Origin of the sequence: Photobacterium sp. TY1-4 (assembly GCF_025398175.1) — a bacterium.
Taxonomy (GTDB): Bacteria; Pseudomonadota; Gammaproteobacteria; order Enterobacterales; family Vibrionaceae; genus Photobacterium.
Genome location: NZ_CP099735.1, coordinates 1177990 through 1204625, shown reverse-complemented (window position 1 = coordinate 1204625; position 26636 = coordinate 1177990). Strand labels below are relative to the sequence as shown.

Annotated in this window: 24 protein-coding genes; 8 read left to right on the top strand and 16 right to left on the bottom strand. The window is 55.7% G+C overall.

From position 1 onward, the window contains the following. Nucleotides 1-47: 47 nt before the first annotated feature. The 5 genes from NH461_RS22265 (at nt 48) to NH461_RS22245 (ending at nt 5177) form a co-directional block, all read left to right on the top strand. Nucleotides 48-551 carry a gluconokinase gene (locus tag NH461_RS22265; RefSeq protein WP_261603151.1) on the top strand — a complete coding sequence of 168 codons (504 nt, stop codon included), beginning with the start codon at nt 48-50 and terminating at the stop codon, nt 549-551. After that, nucleotides 544-2055 carry an NADP-dependent phosphogluconate dehydrogenase gene (gene gndA, locus NH461_RS22260; protein ID WP_261603150.1) on the top strand — a complete coding sequence of 504 codons (1512 nt, stop codon included), beginning with the start codon at nt 544-546 and terminating at the stop codon, nt 2053-2055. Before NH461_RS22265 ends, gndA begins: the two co-directional genes overlap by 8 nt. 140 nt (nt 2056-2195) lie before the next feature. Further along, entirely contained in the window at nt 2196-3197 is a 1002-nt protein-coding gene (gntR, locus tag NH461_RS22255) for a gluconate operon transcriptional repressor GntR (RefSeq protein ID WP_261603149.1), read from the top strand. Nucleotides 3198-3292: 95 nt separating this feature from the next. After that, entirely contained in the window at nt 3293-3652 is a 360-nt protein-coding gene (locus tag NH461_RS22250) for a hypothetical protein (protein WP_261603148.1), read from the top strand. 232 nt (nt 3653-3884) lie between these two features. Beyond that, on the top strand, nt 3885-5177 hold the full coding sequence (locus NH461_RS22245) for a cytochrome-c peroxidase (RefSeq protein WP_261603147.1): 1293 nt from the start codon (nt 3885-3887) through the stop codon (nt 5175-5177). Between the two features lie 81 nt (nt 5178-5258). On the opposite strand, the gene NH461_RS22240 is transcribed toward NH461_RS22245, so the two are convergent. The 7 genes from NH461_RS22240 to NH461_RS22210 all read right to left on the bottom strand — a co-directional run bounded on the left by NH461_RS22240 (nt 5259) and on the right by NH461_RS22210 (nt 10414). Then, the gene (locus tag NH461_RS22240; RefSeq protein WP_261603146.1) at nt 5259-5897 is read right to left on the bottom strand and encodes a DUF1190 family protein; all 639 of its coding nucleotides are present in this window, start codon (nt 5895-5897) and stop codon (nt 5259-5261) included. Between the two features lie 9 nt (nt 5898-5906). Continuing rightward, nucleotides 5907-6323, bottom strand: coding sequence for a DUF350 domain-containing protein (locus tag NH461_RS22235; protein ID WP_261603145.1), 417 nt, complete (start codon nt 6321-6323; stop codon nt 5907-5909). Between the two features lie 30 nt (nt 6324-6353). Next, complete coding sequence (locus NH461_RS22230; RefSeq protein ID WP_261603144.1) at nt 6354-6986, bottom strand: YjfK family protein; 633 nt, start codon at nt 6984-6986, stop codon at nt 6354-6356. Nucleotides 6987-7048: 62 nt separating this feature from the next. Beyond that, nucleotides 7049-8071 carry a potassium channel protein gene (locus NH461_RS22225; RefSeq protein ID WP_261603143.1) on the bottom strand — a complete coding sequence of 341 codons (1023 nt, stop codon included), beginning with the start codon at nt 8069-8071 and terminating at the stop codon, nt 7049-7051. Nucleotides 8072-8152: 81 nt separating this feature from the next. Beyond that, nucleotides 8153-8848, bottom strand: a complete 696-nt coding sequence (locus NH461_RS22220) for a PspA/IM30 family protein (RefSeq protein WP_261603142.1) — start codon at nt 8846-8848, stop codon at nt 8153-8155. Continuing rightward, nucleotides 8845-9246, bottom strand: a complete 402-nt coding sequence (locus NH461_RS22215; protein ID WP_261603141.1) for a YjfI family protein — start codon at nt 9244-9246, stop codon at nt 8845-8847. Before NH461_RS22215 ends, NH461_RS22220 begins: the two co-directional genes overlap by 4 nt. Nucleotides 9247-9532: 286 nt before the next feature. After that, nucleotides 9533-10414 (bottom strand): LysR family transcriptional regulator, encoded by an 882-nt coding sequence (locus NH461_RS22210; RefSeq protein ID WP_261603140.1) that lies wholly within the window; start codon nt 10412-10414, stop codon nt 9533-9535. Nucleotides 10415-10511: 97 nt separating this feature from the next. Between NH461_RS22210 and NH461_RS22205 the strand changes: the two genes are divergently transcribed. Beyond that, nucleotides 10512-11150 (top strand): HAD family hydrolase, encoded by a 639-nt coding sequence (locus NH461_RS22205; RefSeq protein WP_261603139.1) that lies wholly within the window; start codon nt 10512-10514, stop codon nt 11148-11150. Nucleotides 11151-11242: 92 nt separating this feature from the next. Here NH461_RS22205 and NH461_RS22200 read toward each other — a convergent pair whose 3' ends face one another. After that, nucleotides 11243-12190, bottom strand: a complete 948-nt coding sequence (locus NH461_RS22200; RefSeq protein ID WP_261603138.1) for a LysR substrate-binding domain-containing protein — start codon at nt 12188-12190, stop codon at nt 11243-11245. A 97-nt stretch (nt 12191-12287) separates the two neighbouring features. Between NH461_RS22200 and NH461_RS22195 the strand changes: the two genes are divergently transcribed. Beyond that, a complete protein-coding gene (locus NH461_RS22195) occupies nt 12288-12521 on the top strand; it encodes a DUF1127 domain-containing protein (RefSeq protein ID WP_261603137.1) in 234 nt (77 codons plus the stop codon). 96 nt (nt 12522-12617) lie between these two features. Here NH461_RS22195 and tkt read toward each other — a convergent pair whose 3' ends face one another. The 5 genes from tkt to NH461_RS22170 all read right to left on the bottom strand — a co-directional run bounded on the left by tkt (nt 12618) and on the right by NH461_RS22170 (nt 18905). Continuing rightward, nucleotides 12618-14627 carry a transketolase gene (tkt, locus tag NH461_RS22190; RefSeq protein WP_261603136.1) on the bottom strand — a complete coding sequence of 670 codons (2010 nt, stop codon included), beginning with the start codon at nt 14625-14627 and terminating at the stop codon, nt 12618-12620. Nucleotides 14628-14709: 82 nt separating this feature from the next. Beyond that, complete coding sequence (tal, locus tag NH461_RS22185) at nt 14710-15660, bottom strand: transaldolase (RefSeq protein ID WP_261603135.1); 951 nt, start codon at nt 15658-15660, stop codon at nt 14710-14712. Nucleotides 15661-16060: 400 nt separating this feature from the next. Beyond that, entirely contained in the window at nt 16061-16435 is a 375-nt protein-coding gene (locus NH461_RS22180; protein ID WP_261603134.1) for a SirB2 family protein, read from the bottom strand. Nucleotides 16436-16491: 56 nt separating this feature from the next. After that, a complete protein-coding gene (locus NH461_RS22175; RefSeq protein ID WP_261603133.1) occupies nt 16492-16635 on the bottom strand; it encodes a hypothetical protein in 144 nt (47 codons plus the stop codon). Beyond that, nucleotides 16632-18905 carry a nitric-oxide reductase large subunit gene (locus tag NH461_RS22170; protein ID WP_261603132.1) on the bottom strand — a complete coding sequence of 758 codons (2274 nt, stop codon included), beginning with the start codon at nt 18903-18905 and terminating at the stop codon, nt 16632-16634. Before NH461_RS22170 ends, NH461_RS22175 begins: the two co-directional genes overlap by 4 nt. 212 nt (nt 18906-19117) lie before the next feature. Here NH461_RS22170 and norR point away from each other — a divergent pair, with 212 nt between their 5' ends. Further along, on the top strand, nt 19118-20716 hold the full coding sequence (gene norR / locus NH461_RS22165) for a nitric oxide reductase transcriptional regulator NorR (protein ID WP_410000145.1): 1599 nt from the start codon (nt 19118-19120) through the stop codon (nt 20714-20716). 112 nt (nt 20717-20828) lie between these two features. On the opposite strand, the gene NH461_RS22160 is transcribed toward norR, so the two are convergent. From NH461_RS22160 to deoD, 3 genes are all read right to left on the bottom strand, one after another. Further along, the gene (locus tag NH461_RS22160) at nt 20829-23729 is read right to left on the bottom strand and encodes an ATP-binding protein (protein ID WP_261603130.1); all 2901 of its coding nucleotides are present in this window, start codon (nt 23727-23729) and stop codon (nt 20829-20831) included. Between the two features lie 312 nt (nt 23730-24041). Further along, nucleotides 24042-25532 (bottom strand): lactate dehydrogenase, encoded by a 1491-nt coding sequence (locus NH461_RS22155; RefSeq protein ID WP_261603129.1) that lies wholly within the window; start codon nt 25530-25532, stop codon nt 24042-24044. Between the two features lie 352 nt (nt 25533-25884). Further along, nucleotides 25885-26595: a purine-nucleoside phosphorylase gene (deoD, locus tag NH461_RS22150; RefSeq protein ID WP_261603128.1), complete on the bottom strand. Its 711-nt coding sequence runs from the start codon at nt 26593-26595 to the stop codon at nt 25885-25887. Nucleotides 26596-26636: the final 41 nt, after the last annotated feature.

The window sequence follows — 26636 nt, the reverse complement described above, 5'->3', positions numbered from 1 at the left end:
ACATCGGTGTCCCTGACTTGGTCAGGGACCGGGGGAAGTATTGTCCAATGAAACCAAAAAAAATTCTGGTCATGGGGGTTTCAGGCTGCGGCAAGAGCTTGATTGGAAGCAAGATTGCGGCGGCGTTGGGACTGACCTTTTTTGATGGCGACGATTATCATCCGCCGGAAAACGTCGCCAAGATGCGAGAGGGGATCCCGCTGACCGATGAGGATCGCTACGGCTGGTTGAAAACCTTAAATCAGCTGTTTGTCGAGCGGGACACCGCTGTGGTGGCGTGTTCGGCGCTAAAAGCGCATTACCGCGATATATTGCGTGAAAACAACCCGGAGCTGGTGATTGTTTACCTGCAAGGGGCGTTTGACACCATCTGGTCACGCCATCAACAGCGGGCCAATCATTATTTCAACGGCGAAGCCATGCTGCGCAGCCAGTTCGAGGCGTTGGAAGAGCCGGCGGCGGGTGAAGCGCTGTTTATTGATATCCGCCAGGATGTGGATGCTGTGGTCAGCGCGGCCCTGAGCGCAATTGAGGAGATAAGCCATGCATAATGCAGAGATTGCCATGATTGGCCTGGGCGTGATGGGCAAGAGCCTGGCGCTGAATCTGATCGATCACGGGTTTCAGGTGGCCGGTTTTGATCTCAACCCAGACCATGTGGCCCGTACCGAGCAGGGAGCCGCCGAACTGGCAGCCGCGCCGGGAAGAGGGCGCTTTGTGGCAGCGGTGAATCTGACTGAGCTACTGGCAAAGTTAGCGACGCCCCGGGTGATTGCGTTGAGCGTCCCGGCCGGGGCGATCGTTGATCAGGTGACCGATGAATTGCTGGCCGCCGGGTTGCAGCCGGAAGATATTGTGATTGATACCGGCAACAGCCTGTGGACCGACACTGAAGCCCGGGAACGTCGCTATCAGGGTAAGCTGCGTTTTTTCAGTACCGCGGTTTCCGGCGGTGAAGCCGGGGCCCGTCTCGGCCCGTCTCTGATGGCCAGCGGCGATGCGTCCGCCTGGCAGTATGTGAAACCGATGTGGCACGCGATTGCGGCGAAAGTCGATGCCGAGGGCATGCCGGTCGGGCCGTTCGATGATGGCGAAGCATGCGCGGCCTATCTTGGCCCGGCGGGGGCCGGTCATTATGTGAAAATGGTGCATAACGGCATCGAATATGCCGACATGCAGCTGATTTGCGAAGTGTATCATTACCTGTCTGAGGTGCTGGCGATGCCTGCGGCGGAAATCGGTCAGGTGTTTGCCCGCTGGAACCAAGGGGTGTTGAACAGCTACCTGATGGAAATCAGCGCTGATATTCTGCAAACCCGGGATCCGGAAACAGGCGCGCCGTTTGTAGAAGTGGTGCTGGATAAGGCCGGTCAGAAAGGCACCGGATTGTGGACGGCGGTCAACAGTTTGCAGGAAGGCAGTCCGGCACCAACCATTGCGCAGGCGGTGTTTGCTCGGGCGATGAGCAGCCAGAAATCGCAGCGGACCACCGCCGCGGCGCTGTTCAATACGCATGCCAGCCCGGTGAAAACGCAGGGCCAAGAGACAGTACTGGATCAAGAAGCCGTGTTGCGTGAGCTGCATGATGCGCTCTATTGTGCCAAGCTGGCGGTGTATGCGCAGGGCTTTGACCTGCTCAAAACCACCTCCGAGCGTCAGGGCTGGCAACTCGACTTCGCGGCGATTGCGAAGATCTGGCGCGCCGGGTGTATCATCCGGGCTATTTTCCTGCAGCAGGTGACCGCTGCGTATCAGCAAAACCCTGCGTTGGAAAACCTGTTGTTTGCCGAGCACTTCCGGACCGAGCTGGCCGAGAGAGCAACGGGCTGGCGCAGTGCGGTGGCCAACGCGGCCCTGCAAGGGGTGCCGATGCCGGGAATTGGTTCGGCCCAGAGCTACTTCGATGCGCTGCGCTGTGCGGTGCTGCCGGCGAATCTGTTGCAGGCGCAACGCGACTACTTTGGCTCGCACACCTATTCGCGGACGGATCAGCCGGAAGCGGACAAGTTCCATCTCACCTGGAGCACGACGCCTCGCGTGCAACAAGCCCAGTAAAGACAGCGCGCCCATCCGGGTGCGTTTTGTTTTTGGCCCAGTTAATTTGGTTTCTTTGATCCAGGTAACTTGCGCGCTATGCTAAAACCGGATAAAAATCAGGTACAATGTTACCAGTAACATCAAGACGATAGAGCATCATGGCGGTTAAGAAAAAACGTCCCACCTTACAAGATATTGCCGATCAGGTCGGCGTCACCAAGATGACGGTCAGCCGGTGCCTGCGCGACCCGTCTCAGGTCTCTGAAGCGTTGCAGGCAAAAATTGCTGCCGCAGTGGAAGTGCTGGGCTACATTCCCAACCGCGCGCCGGATATTCTCTCCAATGCCAAGAGTAATGCGATTGGGGTTCTGGTGCCTTCGCTGACCAACCAGGTGTTTGCTGAAGTGATCCGCGGCATTGAATCGGTCACGGCTCCGGCCGGGTATCAGACCATGCTGGCGCACTATGGCTACAGCCCGGAGCTGGAGGAGCAGAGCATTGCGTCGCTGCTGTCCTACAACGTGGATGCGATGATCCTATCGGAAAGTGTGCATACCGAGCGGGCGCGAAAAATGCTGCACACCGCAGCAATCCCCGTGATTGAGATTATGGATTCCGTCTCGCCGAGCATCGAGCAGGCGGTGGGCTTTGATAATCTGGCGGCCGGTCAGGCGATGACCGAAGCCATGCTGCAACGCGGTTGCCGGAAAATCGCCTATTTTGCCGCCCGGATGGATGAGCGGACGCGACTGAAAATGGCCGGCTATCGCCAGGCCATGGAAACGGCAGGGATTGCGCCATTGACCATTCAGACCGAAGAAGCCTCTTCTTTTACGCTGGGGGCGCGGCTGCTCGGTCAGATGCTGGCACAGCATCCGGATGTCGACGGGATCTTCTGTACCAATGATGATCTGGCCATTGGCGCCGTCTTTGAATGCCAGCGCCGGGGCATTGCAGTTCCTGGGAAGATTGCGATTGCCGGTTTCCACGGTCATGATATCAGTCAGACTATGCTGCCACGGTTAGCCACGGTGGTGACACCCCGGGAGCAAATCGGCAAGGTGGCTGCCGAGCAGTTGCTGGCGCGCTTGAAAGGGCAAACCGACTGGCCGGCCCGGATCGATTTGGGGTATCAGATTGAGCTGGGAGAAAGCCTTTAACCTGAATCGTTTATTGGAACGGGCGATTTGACAATGCCCGGACGCTGGCTCATCATGAACACTCTTTTCATTGACCGGTAAGACAAGGACCGTCCATGACGATTTCCGCGCACCACGCCGGGGTTCAGTTGCTGAACCAGGCGCAAGGCATGGCCAATTCGGCAGCCCGAAATATCCATGATGCCAGTCTGCCGGCGGCGCAATCTGCCAACTCTGGTGCATCGACCAACCCTGGCGCATCTGCCAACTCTGGTGCATCAAGCAACACTCGCGCACTGGCAAATCCCGCAATGTCTCAGACATCTGCTGCCGAACACAGCGCTTCAGGCCAACGTCCCGATCCGGTGAATGCCGCGGTGGATTTGCTTCAGGCCAAGCTGTATAACCAGGCCGGTGCCAATGTGCTCCAGCGGTCTAACGAGATGACCGGCACGCTGCTCAATACCAAGGTGTAGGCTGGGCCGTTCAGCCTGATTTCCTGCCACGCCGCTCTTTTATCGGCGATTCGCCTGCCACATATCACCCTGATCTGACGCTGAACTCTGCTGATCCCGGTCGTGCGTCCTCTCATGAGTCAGAATTGAGACACCCAACCCCCTGCTAGAGTTTGTACAACGGGGCGTAGGCTTTCTGTCTAACAACCCATACATAATAAAAATATAATTTGGCTAGGTAGGAGTGTTTCTGATGAATACTTCTGAGTGGGTGCTGTTGGCCGTCGTGCTGACCTCTGCGGTGTCATGCCGGGACAATACCGGTGTTGATGAAGTGACTGTTGATAATAGTGTGGTGGGCGAAGAGGCCGGGCCGGGAGCGGAAAGTCCGCCTGCGTCTGACCCTGAACCGGAGACACCACCGGCGGAGGAGACGCCGCCGGAGCCGCGGGTTGATATCGATGGGCTGCCGTTGCCAGCTGTCGCCGAAATACCCGATTATGAAGCCTATCTGATGGCGCAGCCGCGCTATTATACGGCGACTACCTCGCCGTTTGGTGATGTCCGCTCTCAGGACAACACGCCGTTCTCCAACCGGGTCACCAATGCCGGTGCCAATCTGGGCCGAATGCTGTTTTATGATGTCCGTTTGTCGGCGAATGATGCGGTCTCCTGCGCGTCTTGCCATCAGCAACAGCATGGGTTTACCGATCCGGCCAAACTGAGTACCGGGTTTGACGGTGGGAAAACCGGGCGCCATTCCATGAGCCTGACCAATGCCGCGTATTACAAATCCGGCAAGTTTTTCTGGGATGAACGCGCCGATACCCTGGAAGCGCAGGTGCTGATGCCAATCCAGGATCCGGTCGAAATGGGGATGAACCTGTTCGATCTGGAAGTCAAACTGGGGCTCACCAGTTTTTATCCGAAACTGTTTGAACAGGCCTTCGGCGATGAGGCGATCACCAGCGAACGCATCGCCCTGGCCATGGCCCAGTTTGTCCGGACGATGGTTTCCTACCAGTCGAAATTCGATCAGGCGTTTGCGGCCGGGGCGTGGAATGACCCGGACTTTGCCGCTGTCTTTACCGAGCAGGAGATGCTGGGCCATCAGCTATTCTCCGGGTTTCCCGTCGGTAACAGTGCCTCGCTGGGCTGCATTGAATGTCACCAGACTTCGGCGCATACCCTGGATCGCTCTCATGTGAATGGCCTGGATGCGGATAATAGTCAGGATGCGGGGGCCGGTGGCGGGTTCTTCAAATCACCCTCGCTGCGAAATGTCGAAGTCGGCGCACCCTATATGCATGACGGCCGCTTTGCGACCCTGATGGAGGTGGTGGAGTTCTATAACAGCGGTGTGCAGTCCCATCCCAATCTCAGTCCGGATTTACGCCAGGGGGGCCGTACCAACGGACCGCCGGTGAAAATGAATCTGACCCAGGAGGAGAAAGAGGCGCTAGTGGCTTTTCTCATGACTCTGACGGACGAAACCTTCCTGAGTAATCCGATTTTCAGCGATCCGTTTGCGCCGAAGGGCAATTAAGCGCTCAGGGCGGCGATCTAACTATGCCATAAAACACGGCCAGTAATCATGCTGGCCGTGTTGGGTTGGCTGGCTGGTCTGTCAGCCGCCCCAGCTTTTGCTGCCGCCGGAGGAAGAGCGGCTCCAGCTGGATTTGGCCGAGACGGTGGAGCCGAAGCCACCGCGCGAGATGGTGCGGCTGACCGTCGGTTTGGGCTTCATGTGGTCCTGCGAGACCCGAACCTTGGTTTTGCGGTAACTGCTGCGGCCATAGTCGTAGCCGTCTGCCGTGGTCCAGCGATCGTAGAAAATACTGCCGGGATAGTAAGACCGGAACATCGGCTGGGAATAATATCGGCGATCACTATCGATCAGGCGGCTGAACATAAACCCAGCCATGGCCGGCATAAACCAGTTATTATCATTCGGCGTCTCAATACAGGCATTGACTCCGAACTCAGCGCTACAGTCATATTCAGTGCGGTATTTGGGTGCGGTGCGGGCCGCTTCTTCCAGGGCGAACTGATACGCTGCCCGGCACTCCTGGCTGTAGTTGGGGTTATCATTGACGCAGTCAGTCAGGCTCTGATAAATCGTCGCATCTTTCTCGCTGTCACTACACCCGGATAACATGGCGCCGGCAAAGGCGACCGTGACCGGTGCGGCACGCCCCACACGCCAGTTTGTTTGCATGCCGAGCTTGCGCATGCTCGGCAAAACGACCTGTTTGCTTCGTTTCATGCCGATCTCCTAGTAGGTCATACAGGCAGCGTTGAGCAGCCCGACGGAAATCGATGTGGCGGCCATGACAATCCCGGCCGGGATTTCACCGGCTTCGATACGCTCAACAATACGCGGCATGAAGCCAAACCGCAGCAGATAGAAAGCAATCAACTGGGCGAACAAGGCGACAATCCCCCAGAGCGCGAAGTCCAGCAGGTTGACGGAGTTGCTGGCTGCCCCGGCAATCGCCAGGCAGTAGCCGATGATCGAACCGGACAGGCCGATGGCGGCCGCAATGTTCTGGCCTTCTTTGACCAATTTCCACTCATCATGCGGGGTGAAGCGGACGTAGACCACTTTGAACAGCATGAGAAAGGCCAGAGACAGGGTAAAATACAGTAAAAAGGCGCCAAGGCCGGCCAAAGATTGCGTGAGTGTTTCCATGTGACTTCCTAGTTGAGTTGTCTTGGCGATTTAGCCAATCAGTTTAAAATCGGTCGGGGTCAGATTCATGCCGGTGCTGAGCACCAGTGCTCTTTCCGCCCGGTGATGAATAATTTTCTCTTCACCGGCCACAAACAGGGACTCGAAGATATCGTTGCCGATGCTGCGGTCGTAGATCATGACGAACTGGTCGGTCTCGGTGATGGTGCCGTTTTCCTGCCAGGTTTTTTCGGTCATGACCACGGGGCGGGTGTTCTCCCACACTTTATCAAAGGTGTGGCCTTCCAGTTCCCAGTGCGGCTGAACCAACTGGTCATTGAGCAGATGCTCCCAGGCGGTGTCGGTATCGATTGGTTTGCTGTCGTAGAAGTAATAGAGCTTGACCTCGCTGACGTCACTGTCGCCGGTGCCATGGGTGAGGACCTGGACAAAGCCGTCATCGTCGGTGTAGTAGCGCAGCAGGCGGGTTTGCTCATCCAGGAGCACTTCCCCGACGGCTTTGATCAGTTGGGTGCGCGCCGCGCCTTCGATAATCAAATCGGGCTCGATCAGGCGCAGTTTCAAGTCATCCAGTTCGAAGGCGCCGCCCAGCCGGAGTCCGAGGATTTCCGGGGCATCCGGTTGTTGGGGTTCGACATTTTTCTTTTTAAACCAATTAAACATATATGCTCCTCAGCGCGATGGCACCGCTGGTTTTCCGGGTGAAATATGGAAAGTCGAAAGGGCTACCATTGAAAATCAGTGATGCGCTCATCTGAGATATAAAACAGTTTACAGCCGGGCTGAACCGCTTTGTTCAGCGCCGGGTTGAGTTCCACACCCTGGCCGCAGTCAATCCCGATCAGCGTGGCATCGTAGCGTTGCTTAAAGGTGCTGAACAGGGCGTCGATGGTGGTGGCTTCGGCATCTTGCGGGTAATGCACGGAATACTGTGTCATCCCCTGGGTGGTGCTGAGTAGTTCGTGGTGCAGCTCGCTTGAGCCCGGATCAACGGCAGCTTTGGCCAGCATTTCCACGGCAACCGACGGAATGCACTCGGCATTCGGACAATGTTGCTTGAGCAACAGGCCGAGGCCTTCATCTTTGAAGTAGGCCAGCAAATGGGCTTGCGGGTTTTTACTGGCGCAGAACAGTGCCGCTGAGAGCGTGATGTCATCTTCCGGGTTGTCGATCAAGATGCAGCTGGCTTCTTCCACCGAGGCTCTGGCCATGCCTTCCTGATCGGTAAAGCTGCCCACCCGGACAAACTCGATTTCGCCCGGCAGCGGATTTTCAATCTCAGGGCGCACACACAGGACGATTGGGCGGCGGCCGCTTTCTTCATGTTGCAACATTTTGATCAGATGCAGGGTGCGTTGCTCATTCCAGCCCAGCACTAAAATATGGTTTTTCACGTTAACGCTCCGTTTTCCCTGCAAACCGCTTTTCCAGTATTGAAGAAACAAGCTGGCGACCCGGCCAACCCCGACGGCAAAAACGCCGAGGCCGCCGGGGATCACCAGCAAGGACACAATCCATTTCCCGGCCGAGGTGGCCGGCGACATATCGCCGTAACCAACGGTTGAGGCCGTCACGAACAGGTAATAGATGTAGTTGGTGAACGAGTCGGTCATTGCATGCTCGCCCGCCAGTTTGAGCAGCAGCCAGCTCAGCACGACATATCCCAGCAGGATCAGCAACAGGTTCTTGCTGTTGAGAGCCGAGAGGTTTTTCACCGCCCACTGGCGAAATAAGATCCATAAAGACACGGCGGAATCTCCCGGTTAACAAGTGCGAGGGGCTGGTGGTGCGTCAAGAGGCGCGGGCATGCAACGAACATTCACGTCTGTTTATCCGTTGGTCTTTCCGAGAATGCGGGATAGCTCATCCTGGGCAGAAGCTTTTGGAGCGGATCCGATCCCGGCTTCAGCCAGTTTTTTATCCAGGCTGCTGCCGGACTGGGCTTCGGCCATTTCAGCAGCGGCTTCGAGTTGCGCGGATTTTTCTGCCTGGCGCTGTTTGATGCGCTCCAGGGATTCAACCGCGGTATGCATTTTGGCATTGGCACCCACATTGGTGGCCGACACGGCAGATTGAGCTTTCTGAACCGCTTCGTTGGCCTTGACGACATCAACTTGCTGCTCCAACTGACGCAGTTTATCTTTTGCCTGCGCGATGTTGGTTCGCATGCTCTGCTCGGAGGCGATAAACTGATCCAGGTAGCTTTGCTCAGTCTGTTGCTCGTTTCTCAGGTCGGCAACCTTCTGAGCACATTCCAGCGCCAGATCCTGTTGGCCCTTTTCCATGGCAGCGCGAGCATGGCCTTCATATTCACCGATGCCGTTATCCAGCGCTTCGACTTTCTGTTGGGTCAGCTTGCGTTTGGCGACGATCCCGACCAGGGCTTCATCCGAGCGGCGCAGTTCCTGCTTCGCTTCGCGGATCTCCTGATCCAGGATCCGCAGGGCCTGGTTGTCAGCGATGCTCTCAGCCGCTTCGTTGGCACCACCCTTGATGGCGGTAAACAGTTTTTTCCATACACTCATGAGGCACGCTCCATCAGATATTCCTGGTACAGGTCAATAAAGGCTTCGACATTGCGGAACAGCGTCGCGACTTCAATCAGGATACTTTCCTGCTTGGACTGGGAAGACAGCGAGCCGAAAGCGACGTAGTAGCTGTCGCCGTCAATTTCATTGATCCCGATGGTCGAGAGCGGGAACATTTTGTGGGTGCGTAAAACGTGCTCGTTGAGCGCGGCGACGTCCCGAACCTGCTGTTGAGGGAATAGCAGCACCTCAACCAGGATTTGCTCACCCGCCACCGCCAGGTAGGCTTCAATGTTATCTTCATTTTGGATCACAATGGCTTGTTCGTGTTGACGAACCAGCCAGCCTTCATGTCCTGAAAGGACGGGGAGAAGCTCAGAGAGTTGCCATGTCATATTGGTTTCCTACCTTAGTGACTCAATGTCTGTCTTAGATGAAAAACAGGGTTCATATTATGAAACCTGCTTGCGAAATTTCTATAGCGTGACAAGGATTTGTTGCTGTTTTGTGAGGTGATGTCGCGTCTATGATGGTACTGACTGTAATTGGGCGGCGGAGTTCCCTGCTGGCTGGGGACAAGCGTAATTTTTCTGCCACGGGCTTGGATCAGGCCAGGGGCCAGCAATACGGCGTTTGTCTCGGTTGGTACAGCAAGCATACCCGGTTCGATTGGCGACAAATTCAACAAAGTCGGGGCAGTTGGAGCCGGTGTAAAGCCGCCTGGATGAAATCGTCCCTGACGGGGTCGGTGATGGCCTGATTCCAGGTCATGCAAATATCCCAGCTGGCGAAGGCACCATGTAACGGCGCGTAGTCGATCCGGTCGTCGGCCACATGGAGGGCACTTCGGGGTAAGATTGAATATCCCAGACCGGCGGAGACCAGCGCAATAATCGTCTGAATGTCCTGATACTCTTTATGCAGGGTACAGGGCGTCTGCTGTAGAAACAGCTCAACTTGCCGGGTAATGCCCGGGCAGTGTTCATCGGTGAGTTGGAGAAGCGTCAACTCGCTGAGATGATTTTCTGCATTGTGGCGTGCTGCATGTTTTGGTTTGATTAACACCAATTGATCGGTAGTGATGGGGTGATAGGAGAGCTTTTGGGTATTGTCCGGGACCCGGGTAAACCCGACTTGCAGCTCCCCGGATTCGAGCAATAGAAATTGCTGCCTGGAGGCAATGTCGCGCAACGAAATTTTCGTCTGGGGACGGTGCGCCTGGTAATGTTTGATTAAATCAGGGACCAGGCGATACGTCGAAATACCAAAACCGATGGCTATTTTTCCGGTCATCCCCTGTGCAATTTCTGCGGCCCGCTCCTCGAGGTTTTCCAGTTTCCGGACAATTTCTTCGGCGAGGGGAAATAAATACGTCCCGGACTGGCTTAATTGGGTGCCGGTTTGATGTCGGATAAATAACGCCGCGCCAACGGTCTGTTCCAGGGTCTTAATTTTCTTGGTCAGCGCCGGCTGGGTAATATGAAGTTCATGGGCCGATTTGGTATAGCTTTTCGATTTGGCCAGAGAAACAAACGCCCTTAAATATCCGCTTTCTAAGTTCATAACGTCCGGTTATCTAGCCATGATGAAATGTCATTATAAAAGACATGTACCCCATGGTCTAATCGCAATCCTAATCAATGCCAGAGTGGGGATACGGATGAAATTTGCTGCAGTGATGTTTGATATGGATGGGGTGGTGATTGACTCGAGCCGGGTGGTGGAAGCGTCATGGTCTTCGGTGGCGGTAGAATATGGGATATATCTGAGCCGGGAAGAGATGAAACATCAGATCCACGGCAGGCCCGGCATGGATGTCCTGAACCAAATCTTTGGTCATCTGCCGGATGCGGAGCTCATGACAATCCAAAAGAAGCTGGAACAGTTTGAAGAACGTGCCGAATATCCCCTGATCCCCGGTGTTCAGCCGGTCCTGGCTAAGTTGAAGGCGTCCGGGATCCCGGTGGCCCTGGTGACCAGCAGTTGGGAGGAGAAAGTCAATGCGGTACTTCAGTCACATGATTTGTCGGCTTACTTTTCGGTGATCGTCACCCGGGATGATGTGGTGCACGGCAAGCCGGCGCCGGATTGCTACCAGCTAGCTGCGCGTTTGCTGGATGTTGATGTCGCACGCTGCCTGATCTTTGAAGATTCGGAAATGGGGATTCAATCGGCCGTGGACAGCGGCGCTGCCTGCCTGTCGATTGGCCGGGTGGGCAGCCCACAGACCAATCTTGAAATTGCGGGCTTCGCCGACTTTGCCCAAGTCGGTGAACAGTATACCGAGCTATTTGCCTGATCCTGTTGTCGCCCGCCGCTTGACCTGGGTCTCTGAATGGCCTTTGCATGAATGGGCTTTGTATGAATGGCTTCTGCAGAGCGGCATGCGGATTACCGTGACGTCGCCTCAATGATCGTCAGATCCGCCGGTAAGGTTTGCTGGAAGGCTTCGGCCTGGCGGCGGATCCAATCGCAAAAGGCGATCACTTTTTTGCGCCGGAAGTACCCTTGCGGCGCGCACAGGTAGTAGCGGAACGTAGGTTTGACGGCGACGCGATCAATGCGAACCAGCTTACCTTCTGCCAGGTAGCGCTGGGCCAGGGTATGGCGGGCTAAGGCGACCCCTTGCACCGACAACGCCCCTTCCAGGACATAGTTGGCCCCGTCGTAGGCCAGCGCCGTTGTGCCGCCTTTGGCCCCAACCAGCGACAGCCAGCGCTGCCAGTTCATGTCCGGCCAGATATCGCCGATCAGATGAACCCGTTGCAGATCTTCGATGGAGTGGATCTGATGCTGTTCCTGATAAAGCGGATGACACACCGGATAGAGCAAATCATCCATCAGCCACTGACTGGTCAGGTCGCTGTAGCGGCCTTCCCCGTAGCGAATGCAGAGATCGATGGAAGACTGGGCAAAGGTTTGCAGCTGGGTTTTCGATTCGACCAACACGGAGAGATCCGGGTGCTCGTCGCGAAAGGTGTTCATCCGGGGCACCAGCCAGTGCTGGGAGAACGAGGGCAGGGTGGATAAGGACAACCGCTGCGGCTCCGGATCATGATTGAGCAACCACAGCCCGTTCTGAATGGCCGTGAAGCCCTGCTGGGTGTGCTCAAACAGCATCTGGCCCTCAGGCGTCAGGACGATTTTGCGATGCTGGCGGTAGAACAAAGGGGTTTCCAGCCACTCTTCCAGGAGCCGGATTTGCTGGCTGATCGCCGCTGCGGTGACAAACAGGTGATCGGCTGCGGCCTTGAAGCTGCCGAGCTGGGCTGCCTGATGAAAATAATACAGTCCTTGCAGCGGCGGCATGCGTTTGTGTGCTTCCGTAGCGTTTGACATAAGCTTTCCTTAACTGAGTGCCAGGATTGATCGTTTGAGCAAACTGCGGTGGTGAACCAAGATAAGCCCATAGATTACACGATAGTAGGGCTTAAATATGCGTATGACAACGTTTGAACCAGTCTTCCCAACAGTACAGCAAGTGGTGGCTTCAGTTAAGCGTGGGTTTTCTTTATATCGAAACTGGCGACAGCAACGGCGCCGGGCGTATTACCTGAGTGATCTCCCGGCGCATCTTCGGGAAGATATCGGGCTGGATCGCCTGATGGAAATGCCTCCCGCTTCGGTGACAGGGCAACAACACAGCTATGCGGACAAGGCGAAACAGTAATAAAGCTGCTGGCGGATGTCGGAAGGCCTGCCCGCCCGCGATACAGGCATAAAAAAACCGGTCATGATGACCGGTTTTTGTGTGTTTGCTGAGGGCTTATGCCAGCAGCTCCTGGGCAGTGCTCACCACGTTTTCCGTGGTGAAACCGAACATCTCAAACAGCTGACCGGCCGGTGCAGATTCACCGAAAGTGGTCATGCCGATGATGCGGCCGTCAAAGCCGACGTACTTGTACCAGAAGTCGGCGATGCCGGCTTCAATCGCAATCCGCGCTGTAACATCAGATGGCAGCACAGACTCACGGTAAGCCGCATCTTGCTTGTCGAACGCATCGGTCGATGGCATCGAGACCACGCGAACCTGCTTGCCTTCAGCCGTCAGCTTATCGGCAGCTTTCACCGCCAGCTCAACTTCAGAGCCGGTGGCGATCAGGATCAGCTCAGGTTTGCCGTCGCTGTCTTTCAGGATGTACCCCCCCTTGGCAATGTCAGCCACCTGCGCTTCGCTGCGTGCTTGCTGAGCCAGGTTCTGGCGCGAGAAGATTAGCGCGGTCGGCGCGTCTTTGCGCTCAATCGCCAGTTTCCACGCCACAGCAGATTCAACCTGATCACAAGGACGCCAGGTGCTCATGTTCGGAGTCAGGCGCAGTGACGCGATTTGCTCAACCGGCTGGTGGGTCGGGCCGTCTTCGCCCAGACCGATCGAGTCGTGGGTGTAAACCTGGATGTTCTGCACTTTCATCAGCGCAGCCATGCGCATGGCGTTACGGGCGTATTCCATGAACATCAGGAAGGTTGCGCCGTACGGTACGAAACCGCCGTGCAGGGCGATACCGTTGATGATCGCGGTCATGCCGAACTCACGCACACCGTAGTGGATGTAGTTCCCAGACGCGTCATCGGCAGTCAGGGATTTCGAGCCAGACCACATGGTCAGGTTCGATGGCGCCAGGTCAGCCGAGCCGCCCATGAATTCAGGCAACAGTTTGCCGAACGCTTCCAGCGCGTTTTGGGACGCTTTACGTGAGGCGATGTTGGCCGGGTTGGCTTGCAGATCAGCGATGATTTGGCTTGCCTGCGCTTCCCACTCTGCCGGCAGTTCGCCGTTCATGCGACGTTTGAACTCAGCCGCCAGCTCAGGATATGCCGCCGCGTAGGCTGCAAACTTCTCGTCCCAGGCTGCTTCTTTGGCAGCACCGGCATCTTTGGCATCCCATGCTGTCGCAATGTCAGCCGGGATTTCAAACGGACCGTGGTTCCAGCCCAGGAATTCACGGGCTGCAGCGATTTCGTCGTGGCCCAGTGGTGCGCCGTGACAGTCGTGCGAGCCGGCTTTGTTTGGTGAGCCGAAGCCGATGATGGTTTTGGTGCAGATCAGGGTTGGTTTGCCGCTTTCCGCTTTCGCTGCTTCAATCGCTGCGTTGATCGCTTCCGGATCGTGGCCGTCAACCGCCGGGATCACGTGCCAGCCGTAAGACTCAAAACGCTTGGCAGTATCGTCGGTGAACCAGCCTTCCACTTCACCGTCGATTGAGATGCCGTTGTCATCCCAAAACGCGATCAGTTTGCCCAGGCCCAGGGTACCGGCCAGGGAGCAGGCTTCGTGCGAGATCCCTTCCATCAGACAGCCGTCGCCCATGAACACGTAAGTGAAGTGATCGACGATGTCGTGGCCGTCCTGGTTGAACTGCGCAGCCATGGCTTTTTCAGCAATCGCCATACCCACGGCATTGGTGATGCCCTGGCCCAGCGGGCCCGTCGTGGTTTCGATGCCCGGCGCGTAACCGTACTCCGGGTGGCCCGGGGTTTTCGAGTGCAGCTGACGGAAGTTCTTCAGCTCTTCGATTGGCAGCGCATAGCCGGTCAGGTGCAGCAGCGAGTAGATCAGCATTGAGCCGTGGCCGTTAGACAGCACGAAGCGGTCACGGTCAGCCCAGCTCGGGTTCTGTGGGTTGTGGTTCATGTGGCTGCGCCACAGGACTTCGGCGATGTCAGCCATGCCCATCGGGGCACCCGGGTGACCGGAGTTGGCTTGTTGTACACCGTCCATACTCAGGGCACGGATTGCATTTGCAAGATCTTTGCGAGAAACAGCTTGTTGTTCCATGTTGGTTTCCACTGTTGATTTTGTTGGATTCGGAAAAGGAAGAAAGCGGCTGGACGGCCGCTTTCTGAATTCATGATGTTGCTTACAGGCGCTCAGCGATCATCGCTTCCAGCTTGCCCTGGTCAACGGCGAAGTTGCGGATGCCTTCAGCCAGTTTCTCAACGGCCATCGCGTCCAGGTTGTGCTCCCACAGGAATTCTGCGTGGCCCATTGCAGCCGGACGCTCTTTCTTTTCAACGTCAGCGAACAGTTTCTGAACAACTTCGCCTTCAGCTTCGCTCAGCTCTTGCAGCAGCTGTGGGCTGATGGTCAGGCGGTCACAACCGGCCAGTTCCAGGATTTCACCGGTGTTACGGAAGCTCGCACCCATGACCACAGTGTTGTAGCCGTGTGCTTTGTAGTAGTTGTAGATGCTGGTGACAGACAGAACACCTGGATCTTCAGACGCTTCGAAGTCACGGCCTTCTTTGGCTTTGTACCAGTCCATGATGCGGCCAACGAATGGCGAGATCAGGTAAACACCGGCTTCGGCACAGGCACGCGCCTGAGCAAATGAGAACAGCAGCGTCAGGTTACAGTTGATGCCTTCTTTCTCCAGCACTTCGGCAGCGCGGATACCTTCCCAGGTTGAAGCCAGCTTGATCAGGATACGGTCATTGGTGATCCCGGCATCGTTGTACATTTTCACCAGGTGACGAGCTTTGGCGATGCTGCCTTCGGTGTCGTAAGACAGGCGCGCGTCAACTTCTGTTGAGATACGGCCAGGAACCACTTTCAGGATTTCTTTACCGATGTTCACGGCCAGCATGTCGCAGGTGTCTGCGATTTGCTGTGTTTTGTCATCGCTTTGTGCTTTTGCGTACTCAATCGCCTGATCGATCAGCGGAGCATATTCTTCAATCTGAGCGGCTTTCAGGATCAAAGATGGGTTGGTCGTCGCATCTTCCGGTTGATACTTACTAATCGCTTCGATGTCGCCGGTGTCAGCAACAACAGTGGTTAGCGCGCGCAGTTGTTCCAGTTTCGTGCTCATATCTCTCGACCTTCAACGTGTTAGGGGCTTGTCTGATGCTAGCTAAAAGTGTAGCCAGAAAAGGTAGTTTTACCTGTTGGCGAGCCAAATGTTTAATCCGCATCACGCTCGATGTGAACATATGGATCACCAGAGAACAATTGATGTGATGATAATTAGCTTTTTACTGAAAGTTGTCAATCAATATGACAACTAAATCGTGCTTTGATCCCATTTTACCTGGCTTGTTGGTCATCTTTATACCCGCCGTACAAGTGGGAATCTTTCGATTTGTGATGGGTGTATGTGATATGGGTGAGCAAATGATCAAGGTTGAGATCATTTGCTCTGTGTTTTGGGGTGTTCTTTGTTGAAAATTGGGTGGGATTTTGAGCAATGAGACGGACGGTGTTGCCCGGGTTTATATGCCAAGATGTTTGCTGACGGCCAGTTTGACGATCAAGGCCAGCCAGCCCAGCGCGCCGGCGAAGCTCAGCCAGCGCAGTCCGATATGTCGGGCTTTGAGGGCAAAGGCACCACACAAGATGTAGGCGACCACGGCCAGCAACTTGACCGAGAGCCAGGGCGCGGCCGCGGTAAACGGGACAAAGCCGGTCAGGCCGATCAGCGCCATCCCGCTGGTCAGCAACAAGGTGTCGTTAACGTGCGGGGCAATTTTCAAGACCGGATTGGCAGCCAGCGGTGACCGGCGGCAGATTAAGGTGAAGCGAAACAGGAAGAGGCTGATACTGAGCAGGACAGTGAGGACGTGGAAGGTTTTCAGGGTCAGATACATAAATACAGGTTCCCGGTAAACAGCCCGGGCCGACGGCGTGTCGACCCGGGCGGAGGTTATATAGAGGCAGTGACGTTCCACCCCAGTTCATAAGTCAGTTGAATGAGCAGTTGCGGCAGGCTGCCCATCACCGCGATACCCAGGATGATCCCGCCGGAGGCCAGGGTCATTTGGATGGTCGCCTGAACAGATGTGCTCATGATGACAGGGCCTCCGTTTCTTTGCCGGTGCCTCGCTTGATGGCGCTCATGACCAGCTTGAAAAGGAACAGACCGAGGAAGATCCCGCCGGCACCGAACAGCATATCTCCGGGCATCCGCAGCCAGATCAGGGTCTCAACCAGCGGGCTGTGCATCACTTCTGGCGAGCGGGCGAACCAGTAGCCATGGTCGATGACCGCGAAGAACTGAACCAGGCCGACCGGCAACAGCGACATCAGCAGCATTGCAGCCAAGCCAATGTTGAGCGACCAGAATGCCCACTTGAGCCACTTGTCATCCCAGCCTTTGGCTTCCCCGGCGAGGCCCCGCAGGCAGAACAGCATCAATCCAATGCCCAGCATACCGTAAACGCCCATGAATGCACCGTGACCGTGGGTTGCTGTGGTGTTCAGGCCCTGGATAAAGTACAGCGAGACCGGTGGGTTGATCAGGAAGCCAAGGACACCGGCCCCGAACAGGTTCCAGAATGCGGTCGCGACGAAGAACATAATGGCCCATTTATAGCGACGCATCCACTCGGTGGCATTACGCATCCGGTAGCTTTCTACGGCTTCGAATCCAATCAGTGCCAGCGGCACCACTTCAAGCGCTGAGAAAATCGCGCCCCAGGCAATTACAGGGGTTGGCGTCCCGGTGAAGTACAGGTGGTGCAGGGTTCCGATCAGACCGCCGGTCAGAAAGACCACGGTGGCAAACAGCACGGCGCTGTTGGCGGTGGCGGCGCGAACCAGGCCGAGGCGGACAAACATCAGGGCAATGACGGACGTCGCAAAGGTTTCAAAGAAGCCTTCAACCCACAGGTGAACCACCCACCAGCGCCAGTATTCGGCAATCGCCAGGTTGGTGTGTTTGCCCTGGAACAGACCGGCACCATAGAACAGGCCAATCGCGACACAAGAGGCATACAGCACCCAGATCACCGCGCGCATGTCGCCTTGCTGTGACAGGGCCGGGCGAATGGAACGGGTGACCAGCGCCAGCCAGATCAGCAGACCAACCAGCAGCAATACCTGCCAAATCCGGCCCAAATCGATGTATTCCTGACCCTGATGGCCAATCAGATAGCTGGTATCGAGATCGAAGTATTGTTGGACCGCCAGCCATTCACCGGCCATGGAGCCGAGGACAACCACAACCAGGGCTACCCACAGCACATTGACGCCCTGGCGCTGGAATTTCGGTTCATGGCCGGACAGCGCCGGGGCGATGTAGAGGCCGGTCCCGAGCCAGGCGGTCGCAATCCAGAACACTGCCAGTTGGGTATGCCAGGTGCGGGTGACGGAATAAGGCAGAATTTCAGACAGCGGGATGCCGTAGAAGTCCTGGCCTTCAACACCGTAGTGGGCGGTGATGCCGCCGAGGAACACTTGCAGTAGGAACAGGCCGACTGCGGTCAGGAAGTATTTACCAACCGCTTTTTGCGACGGTGTTGGTTTGCTGTCAAACAGGGGATCTTCGCTGGGCGGTGTCGGCAGTGGTTCATGTTTCAGCGCTGCGTGATACCAGGCCAACGCACCGACGCCGGCGATCAGCACGACCACACTCAGGATCGACCAGACAACGTTGTTGGAAGTCGGAGTATTGCCCAACACCGGATCATAAGGCCAGTTGTTGGTGTAGGTGTAATCTTGATCGACACGCTCCGTTCCGGCAGCCCAGGCACTCCAGAAGAAGAAAGCGGTCAGTTGCTGGCGGCGCTCAGCGGTCGAGACGGTGCCTTCTTTCATGGCGTAATCTTTCCGCAGGGGCTGCCAGGCCGGATCGTCACCAAACAGGCCGATGTAGTGCTGCTGCACTTGTGCGATGGCATCGGAACGACGTTCAGAAAGGGTGATGATGCCGGTGTTCGGATTGTAGTTATTCGGGCGGATGTCTTCCCGCAGTGCCTGCTCCAGACCAGCTTGCTGGCTGCCGGAGAGCTGCGCAAAGGGTTGACCGAAAGTTTCCTGCGCCGCTATTTCCAGCCAGTTGTCGGCTTCGCGGTGCAGCCAGTCAGCCGTCCAGTCCGGGGCGATATAGGAGCCGTGGCCCCAAATCGAGCCCAGCTGATGGCCGCCCATCGAACGCCAGACCAGCTGGCCCTGTTGAATGTCTGCCTTGGTGTAGATCACCTCTCCTTGGGTGCTGACGACCTGGGTTGGAATTGGGGGCGCTTCCCGGTAAATATCGCTGCCGATGCTGAGCAGAACCGTGAAGGAGGCTATGCAGACGATCAGTAGCGAGATAATCGATAGTTTTTGTTTCGTCATCTCTGAGTTCTCTTTTTGAATGGATCGTGAACTCATATAAACAAAGAATGTGCCAGTTTTTATTTTATTGATTTTAAAGGGGTTTATTTTTGTATTGATGTCGAAATGACATTCTTTGATATTTGTCAATTTCACACCAGATTGTCTAATTGACACTTTCATCACGGACTTCTAAGCTGGGAACCGGCTCAACAATGAATGGAGTTCAACGTATGGTGCTGCCGCCCCGGGATTTCACCCACATCGCTTTAGACCTGACCACCAGTATTTCGACCCAGGATCGGTTTCACCGCCTGCTCAGGACCATTCGCCAGACGTTGAACTGTGATGCGTCGGCCCTGCTGGCGTTCCGTGGCCAGCAGTTTATCCCGCTGGCGATCGATGGCCTGTTGCCCGATGTACTCGGACGGCGGTTTGACTTGGCCGCGCATCCGCGCCTGGAAGCCATTGCCCGGGCGGGCGATGTGGTGCGGTTTCCGGCCGACAGTGATTTGCCCGATCCGTTTGACGGCCTGATCCCGAACCAGGATGAGGATTTGAAGGTTCACGCCTGTATCGGCCTGCCGTTGATGGCGGATGATCATCTGATTGGGGCGCTGACCATTGACAGTTTCGATACCCGGGCGTTTCTGGAATTCAGCGATCAGGACCTGCGGACACTGAGCGCGCTGGCGGCGGTGTCGCTGAGTAATGCGCTGATGATGGAACAACTGGAGAAAGAGGCGGCGGGCAGTCCGACGCCGCAGCCGCTGGGCAACCTGGGCGACACCGATCATCAGGAGATGATTGGCCAGTCGGCCCCGATGGCGGCCTTGAAAAACGAAATGGATGTCGTGGCCAGCTCTGATCTTAACGTGTTGATCCTGGGGGAAACCGGGGTGGGCAAAGAACTGGTGGCCAAGGGGATCCATCGCCAGTCCGATCGCGCTGCAAAGCCGTTGGTGTATCTCAACTGCGCCGCGTTGCCGGAGTCGGTGGCGGAAAGTGAACTGTTTGGTCATGTGAAAGGGGCGTTTACCGGGGCCATCAGCAACCGGAGCGGCAAGTTTGAAATGGCCAACGAGGGAACCTTATTCCTCGATGAAATCGGCGAGTTGCCATTGGCCTTGCAAGCCAAGTTGCTGCGGGTGATCCAGTATGGTGATTTACAGCGGATCGGCGATGATCGCAGCCTGAAAGTGAATGTTCGCATCATTGCTGCAACGAATAAAGACTTGAAGCAAGAAGTGGTGGAAGGCCGTTTCCGGGCCGATTTGTACCATCGTCTCAGTGTATTCCCGCTGCATGTGGTCCCGCTGCGCGAGCGGGGCGATGATATTGCGCTGCTGGCCGGATTTTTTCTCGAAAAGTGCCGGGTGAAGCTGGGCGTGAGAAGCTTGCGACTCAGCCCGGCGGGATTGGCACGTTTGAGCCAATATCACTGGCCGGGGAATGTCCGCGAGCTGGAGCATGCGATCCACCGGGCGGCGATTCTGGCCCGGGCGGCGTATGGTACTGATGCGCCACAGATTTTACCGCAGCATTTTAATTTTTCTGCTGCGGCAAGTGAGCATGGGGCGGCTGAAGTTGACGGGCATCGGTACGGTGCCGTTCGTTGGCCCGATCGCGCAAACCGCCAGGCCTCAGCAAGTGCCATGATGCACCCGAACGGATTCGGCACTGGGCTGCGGGAGGCGACGGATGCCTTTCAGACCCATTTCATTCGTGAAGCCCTGGCGCACAATCAAGATAACTGGGCTGCAACAGCGCGTCAGCTCGGGGTGGACAGCGGAAATCTGCACCGGTTGGCAAAGCGGCTGGGCCTGAAATAATGCCCGGCGCGCTTTGGTTTATGGTTCATGGCTAATGGGTCATGTTCATTAGTTTTGCGGGGCCGCTTTCTCACGCTGTGATAATCTCACGCTGTGATGAGGCGGCGCGCGATTAAGGGGTGATCTCCAGCTGCTGGTGAATTTCGTCGACCAGCAAACGCAGCCGGTCGCTGAGCTGGGCCAAATCGTCACTCGTGGGCTGCTCACCGGCTTTGAGTTTCTTCTCAATCAGCAGGGCGGCCTGCTGGACAGACTGCGCCCCGATACTGCCTGATGCGCCTTTGAGCGAGTGGCTGATCAGGATCGCACGGTCACGATCATTGTCATCCAATGCAACCTGGAGCTTTTCTGGATCCTGGCTGTGCTCTTCGGCAAAAATCTGCAAAAACTGCATAATCACGTCCAGATCCTGATCCATCATATCCAGCAATTCATCAATGTTGATGTGCTCAAACTGATCTGCAAAATTGGCCGCAATTTGAGCGGGTTCACGAGGACTGTCGGGATTCATCTGGTCGACCGGCACGGTTGCCGGAATCTCCGGGGCCACTGGGGTCACCTGGGTCAGGGGCTCGTTTGGTGCGCCTTGTCCGGCCAGGTTCGCGCCGTCGGATTGCCACATGGCCTCAGGGATGGCTGGGGCTGTTAACAGTGCATCGTTTAAGGCTGTTTCCTGTGCATGGGTTTTGCGCAGCATCGCCATATAGGTGATCTTGTGCTTGAAGTTTTGTAAGGCGTCCAGCAGCTTCTGCTCATCCAGCGGTTTGGTGATCACGCAGTCGACTCCGGCTGCAATCATATTTCGTTGTGTTTCCTCGAAGACATCTGCGGTACAGGCAAAAATCGGCGTCTGACTGACCGGCGAATCCATGGCCCGGATTTGCTCGGTTGCTTCAATGCCGTCCATCACCGGCATATGGTTATCCATCAGGATCACATCGAAGAACTCCCGTTCTAGGATTTCCAGTGCTTTGGCACCGTTTTCCGCCACTTCGGTCATGAATCCCCGTTGTTTGAGGAACGCGTCGATGATCAAGACGTTGAGGTGATTGTCTTCCACAATCAGGACTTTCAGGCCCTGGAACGTGCTGGGGGTAATATGAATGAGCTCTTTTTCGGTTTCGATGTACTGGCCTTCGTGGATCATCAGGGTGACGGTGAAAGTCGAACCGACCCCCGGCGTGCTGTCAATCCGGACTTCCCCGTTCATTTGTTGGGTCAGCTGTTTGACGATGCTCAGTCCCAGCCCGGTGCCGCCGAAGCGGCGGCTGGTCGAAGCTTCCGCTTGAACGAACGGATCGAAAATCTGTTTCATCCGCTCTGGGGCAATGCCGATACCGGTGTCTTTGACGTGAATCGTCAGACAGCACTCGCCGGCTTCCCGGCCGTCTTCCATGTTGAGAATGACTTCGACCTGACCTTGCTCGGTGAATTTGATCGCGTTATTCACCAGGTTGAATAGAATCTGCCGCAGTCGGGACTTATCGGCAAAATACCAGTTGTTGGCATTAAAGTGACAATGGACATCGAACAGGATCCCTTTCTCCATCGCCAGCGGATAAAAGATACTCTCGACGGTGCCGACCAGATCGGTGAAACAAAAGTTGGTTCTGTCCAGCTTGAGCTGGCCTTGCTCAATTTTGGAAAAATCGAGAATGTCATTGAGCAGGGACATCAGGTGTTTGCCGGATTCCAGCAGGGTGCGGATATGCTTTTCCTGCTCCGCCGATAAATCGGTTTTCAGCAGCAGCTGGGACAGTCCCAGCATGCCGTTCATCGGCGTGCGAATTTCGTGGGACAAGTTCGCCAGAAACGCTGATTTTGCGCGGTCAGCGGCTTCGGTTTTTCGCAGTGCCTGGTTGAGACGTTTGTTGTCGTTAGAAATTCGCTCTGCGCCTTGGTTCAGCGCATCATGCAGGACCTGAAACTCATGGGGACCCTGGATCGGCGGATTGGCGCTGTAATCGCCCAGTTTGAACCGTGCAGCCATCCGGGACAGTTTGGCCAGAGGATGGGTGATGCGGCGCGTCAACGCGAAAGACAGCACAATCACGATCCCGGCATTGAGCAACAGGGCGATGAGAAAATACCGGTTGAGATAAATGACATCCTGCAGGGCGATATCTTTCGGAGTGATCGAGACCAGCGACCAGTTGAGTTGGGGGGCGTCTGCCTGGGTGCTTAAGCGGGTGATGACGGCGATTTGCTCGTCGTTGTAGTAGTCATCATAAGACAGCACCCGACTTTGATCTGGCGTTGGGGTTTGCTGATTGTACCGTTTGTGAAAATCATCAAACCCCTGCAGGTTAAAGCCCTGGTGATGGCCGGACAGAATGATATTGCCGTTACCATTGATCAGAAAGACGTAATCTTTGTCCTTACTCTGGTTGTCCAGATGCTTCAGGTTATCGTTAATATCCGACAGTTCATAGCGCACGGCCAGTAAGGTCGGCTGGCGTTCAGTACTCTGTTTGATCGGCGTGATCAAATACAGATAAGGTTTCTGATTCAGGTCAAACGGCTGCGAGAGATAGACCTGCTGCCCGGAGGCGGAGAGTTGCGCCAGGATCTGCGTGATCGACGGGCCGTTGGTACGGCTCAGATCGTTGAGGACGGTTGGAAGCTTGGCACTATGGCAGGATTCGGTGATCTGATAGCCTTGGGGACCGTTTTCTAACAGAAAGATCGCAGAAAAGGCCGGATCGACGGCAGTATGATCCGTAAAATAGTGTTTGAGCAGAGATTGGCCGTCGGTGGTTTGATAATGCTTGAATTCCGAAATGGGTGAGTTGGCCAGCGTGCGCAGCCAGAGCAGGCGTTTGGCAATTAAGTTTTCGATATTATGGGCGGCTAACTCGTTGCGGTAGCTTAACCCCTGCGAAATATTCGACAGCGCCACGGAGGACATTTTGTCGTTACTGGCCCAGCCATAGAATAAGGCGGGTAAAATGCCGACGGTCAGCATACTGGCCATCAGAATTGGCTTAATTTTGTTAGGGAGTAACCTACTCAAACTCCATTCCCCTCAATTCATTCCTTTTTATCTGTTGTAGATACATCTTAGGGGATTATCAATTCGATTCATCCTGATTCGAGAAGGAAAGTTGATCTCAATTGCAAAGAAAATGTTAATTGTAAAGAAACGGCGGGTGGGGATAATCACTGGCGCCGATTTGCATGTTTCAGATTCGGCAGCTGGCTCTTGCCGTTGTGACATTGAGGGGGGGAGGCTACTGGCAGCAGGTCAACAGCCGGGATGTTCCGGCTGCGCTCTTTTGCAACTGCGCGCATCGGGCAGCCGTGCTTGCCACGATGCGCTGATGACTTAATTCAGCAACTGCTCCAGGGTGAGCGGTGCTGAAGTGAGCCCGACCCGCTGGGCCGGGGTCATGCCGGTTCGGTCCTGGCGGCAGAGGTTATGCCAGGCCCGGTAGATGTCCAGTAGTGGCAGCAGGCCTGCCGGGCGTAATTTACGCCGGGGCTCGTCAACAAGTTGCGAGAACTGATCGTGGAACCGATCCTGATAGTCGCCAATGGTGTCCCAGCTGGCCAGTTCAAGCCATTTGGCTTCATTGTCCTTCTCGCCACCTAAGTGGCAGATCCCTTTGCTGACCTCATCCTGGCGGGTAAAGGCCCAGCGATCGCGCCACCAGCCAACCAGGACAATATCAATGCGACCGGCCTTCTGGCCTTGCTCCCAGTCACGGTCCGCTTCGACGTACACCGGATGGACCGTCCTGGCTTTGATCCGCGCCATGAACACCGAGATACAGGCAGAGCGCAGCAAGGTTTCCTGCGGCATATAAATCGCCAGCGACTCATTGTGCTCCAGCATCTGGGCCAGATGCAGGTAGTGGGCATAAACGGTGTATTGCAGGCGGATCAGACAGCCTTTGGCCGGATAGTTGATCCGCGGCATGCTGGAGAGTGGATCTTCCATATTGGGCCGGGACAGGATCTCGCGGTATTTGGCATCGACGCGCGCCAGTGTTCCCTGAGGCGCGGGTGGGGCGGCTTCAACCAGGCGGGCTCCGGGCGCGGCCATGAACCGGGTATCATTCTGATAGGGGTTGTGGGTATCCGACGGGGTCTCGACATCCGTCTGTTGGTAATTGATATGCTGGCCGACCACATAGCCGGAATTGGCCTCGCAGCTGGCAATCCAGCTGACTCCGTTGTCGCTTTTCGGTTGCAGCGGCACCAGGTTGGAGGCCAGCGACAACTGATGCGCGTGTTTAAATAATCGGGCGTCAAACATCGACAACTGGCGGCGACAGCGGCTGGCGATATGGGACAGCTGATCGTAAAACGATTTCGGGTTCATACTGAGGCGGCGGCAGATATCCCGTACGGAATAGCCGGTAAACAACAGCGCCAGCAGCTTTTGTTGCACCTGGTTCTTGCCGTTAAATCCTGACCAGCGATCAACAAAGGTACTCTGGCAGCATTTACAACGATAACGCTGTCGATCACCGCTGTAGCCAAAGGCATGGTACAGGTGGCGGTGGGTCAGGACCGGCAGGCCGAGATTTTCACAATCCGGATTGCTGCATGCTGGCAGGCCACTGCTTTGCATCAGTTTGAGGCGGGAGACTTCGGCTGCGACATCATGGTTGTTCAGGATGGGCGGAAAAGCGCCGCATTCACGGCAGACCAGGGTTGGCCGGTTCGGATTATTGCGTTGCAGAACATAATGGCGGGTGTCTTCCGACCCGAAGTTGGGACAACCGACGGTTTTGCAATGATTAAGCTGTAGGTGGCCGCAAGCGGGCGGCAGTAAGGCATCATTGCAATCCGTGTGCAGAGGTTTGATCATACCAGCTTAACCTTATCCTTGTGCCTGGGTTACATCTGGGTACCCGGCAGCCACATCGAAAGGGAAGGGAGGGCACTGAATAAAAGAGGCTTCCCTTATTCAGTGCGTAATTAGAGACGATAACTCAGCCTTCATTCTGTCGGTTCGCTGGCGATGGCATGACCCGTCGCCAGTTCAAATTGTGTAAGACGCCACATTTTACAAAATATTGAGCCGCGACCCGGCGGAGTGACTGCATCCTTGTCGACACTAATGTCCCTGTTTTTCTCATTGCTATACGCTCAACAGGCTCAGCGTATAGCGATAAGGAAAACGCGGCCGCCGCATCGGGGGGCGACAACCGCTTCGAGGATTAGATGTTGATGGCGGTTTCCAGTGCCACATTCATCATCTGAGCGAACGACTTCTGACGATCTTCAGCGCTCAGTTTCTCACCACGTTTGATGTGGTCAGAGACGGTCAGAATCGTCAGGGCCTTGGCACCCAACTCAGCAGCCACACCGTAGATACCGGCAGCTTCCATGTCGACACCCAGCATGCCAAGTTTTTCCATCTTGTCGAACAGATCCGCTTCCGGGCTGTAGAACAGGTCAGCAGAGAAAACGTTGCCGACGCGAACCGGCACGTCTTGCAGGCGCGCTTGGTTAACCGCAGTTTCCAGCAGGTGGAAATCTGCAATTGCAGCGAAGTCATGGTTGTTAAAGCGAATGCGGTTGACTTTGGAATCTGTGGAGGCGCCCATCCCGATGATCACGTCCATCAGCTTCACATCATCATGTACGGCGCCGCAGCTACCGATACGGATGATGTTCTTGACGCCGAAATCTTTGATTAGCTCGTGAACATAAATAGAGCATGACGGAATACCCATCCCGTGGCCCATCACAGATACCGGCTTACCTTTATACGTGCCGGTGTAACCAAACATGTTGCGAACGTCGCAAACCAGCTTTACATCTTCCAGGAAGTTTTCTGCAATGAATTTCGCGCGCAGCGGATCGCCTGGCATCAGGACCGTTTCGGCAAAATCACCAAGTTCAGCATTGATATGTGGGGTAGCCATAGCTTACTCCTAGGAATGTATGAAAAAAGAAAAGTGAAAGC

Coding starts and splice junctions, on each gene's coding strand:
- gntR (WP_261603149.1), top strand. CDS start 2,196: ATGGCGGTTAAGAAAAAACGTCCCACCTTACAAGATATTGCCGATCAG.
- NH461_RS22180 (WP_261603134.1), bottom strand. CDS start 16,435: ATGTATCTGACCCTGAAAACCTTCCACGTCCTCACTGTCCTGCTCAGT.
- deoD (WP_261603128.1), bottom strand. CDS start 26,595: ATGGCTACCCCACATATCAATGCTGAACTTGGTGATTTTGCCGAAACG.
- NH461_RS22205 (WP_261603139.1), top strand. CDS start 10,512: ATGAAATTTGCTGCAGTGATGTTTGATATGGATGGGGTGGTGATTGAC.
- NH461_RS22240 (WP_261603146.1), bottom strand. CDS start 5,897: ATGAAACGAAGCAAACAGGTCGTTTTGCCGAGCATGCGCAAGCTCGGC.
- NH461_RS22210 (WP_261603140.1), bottom strand. CDS start 10,414: ATGAACTTAGAAAGCGGATATTTAAGGGCGTTTGTTTCTCTGGCCAAA.
- NH461_RS22200 (WP_261603138.1), bottom strand. CDS start 12,190: ATGTCAAACGCTACGGAAGCACACAAACGCATGCCGCCGCTGCAAGGA.
- NH461_RS22155 (WP_261603129.1), bottom strand. CDS start 25,532: ATGATCAAACCTCTGCACACGGATTGCAATGATGCCTTACTGCCGCCC.
- NH461_RS22195 (WP_261603137.1), top strand. CDS start 12,288: ATGCGTATGACAACGTTTGAACCAGTCTTCCCAACAGTACAGCAAGTG.
- NH461_RS22265 (WP_261603151.1), top strand. CDS start 48: ATGAAACCAAAAAAAATTCTGGTCATGGGGGTTTCAGGCTGCGGCAAG.
- norR (WP_410000145.1), top strand. CDS start 19,118: ATGGTGCTGCCGCCCCGGGATTTCACCCACATCGCTTTAGACCTGACC.
- NH461_RS22245 (WP_261603147.1), top strand. CDS start 3,885: ATGAATACTTCTGAGTGGGTGCTGTTGGCCGTCGTGCTGACCTCTGCG.
- NH461_RS22250 (WP_261603148.1), top strand. CDS start 3,293: ATGACGATTTCCGCGCACCACGCCGGGGTTCAGTTGCTGAACCAGGCG.
- gndA (WP_261603150.1), top strand. CDS start 544: ATGCATAATGCAGAGATTGCCATGATTGGCCTGGGCGTGATGGGCAAG.
- NH461_RS22175 (WP_261603133.1), bottom strand. CDS start 16,635: ATGAGCACATCTGTTCAGGCGACCATCCAAATGACCCTGGCCTCCGGC.
- tal (WP_261603135.1), bottom strand. CDS start 15,660: ATGAGCACGAAACTGGAACAACTGCGCGCGCTAACCACTGTTGTTGCT.
- NH461_RS22230 (WP_261603144.1), bottom strand. CDS start 6,986: ATGTTTAATTGGTTTAAAAAGAAAAATGTCGAACCCCAACAACCGGAT.
- NH461_RS22170 (WP_261603132.1), bottom strand. CDS start 18,905: ATGACGAAACAAAAACTATCGATTATCTCGCTACTGATCGTCTGCATA.
- NH461_RS22220 (WP_261603142.1), bottom strand. CDS start 8,848: ATGAGTGTATGGAAAAAACTGTTTACCGCCATCAAGGGTGGTGCCAAC.
- NH461_RS22235 (WP_261603145.1), bottom strand. CDS start 6,323: ATGGAAACACTCACGCAATCTTTGGCCGGCCTTGGCGCCTTTTTACTG.
- NH461_RS22215 (WP_261603141.1), bottom strand. CDS start 9,246: ATGACATGGCAACTCTCTGAGCTTCTCCCCGTCCTTTCAGGACATGAA.
- tkt (WP_261603136.1), bottom strand. CDS start 14,627: ATGGAACAACAAGCTGTTTCTCGCAAAGATCTTGCAAATGCAATCCGT.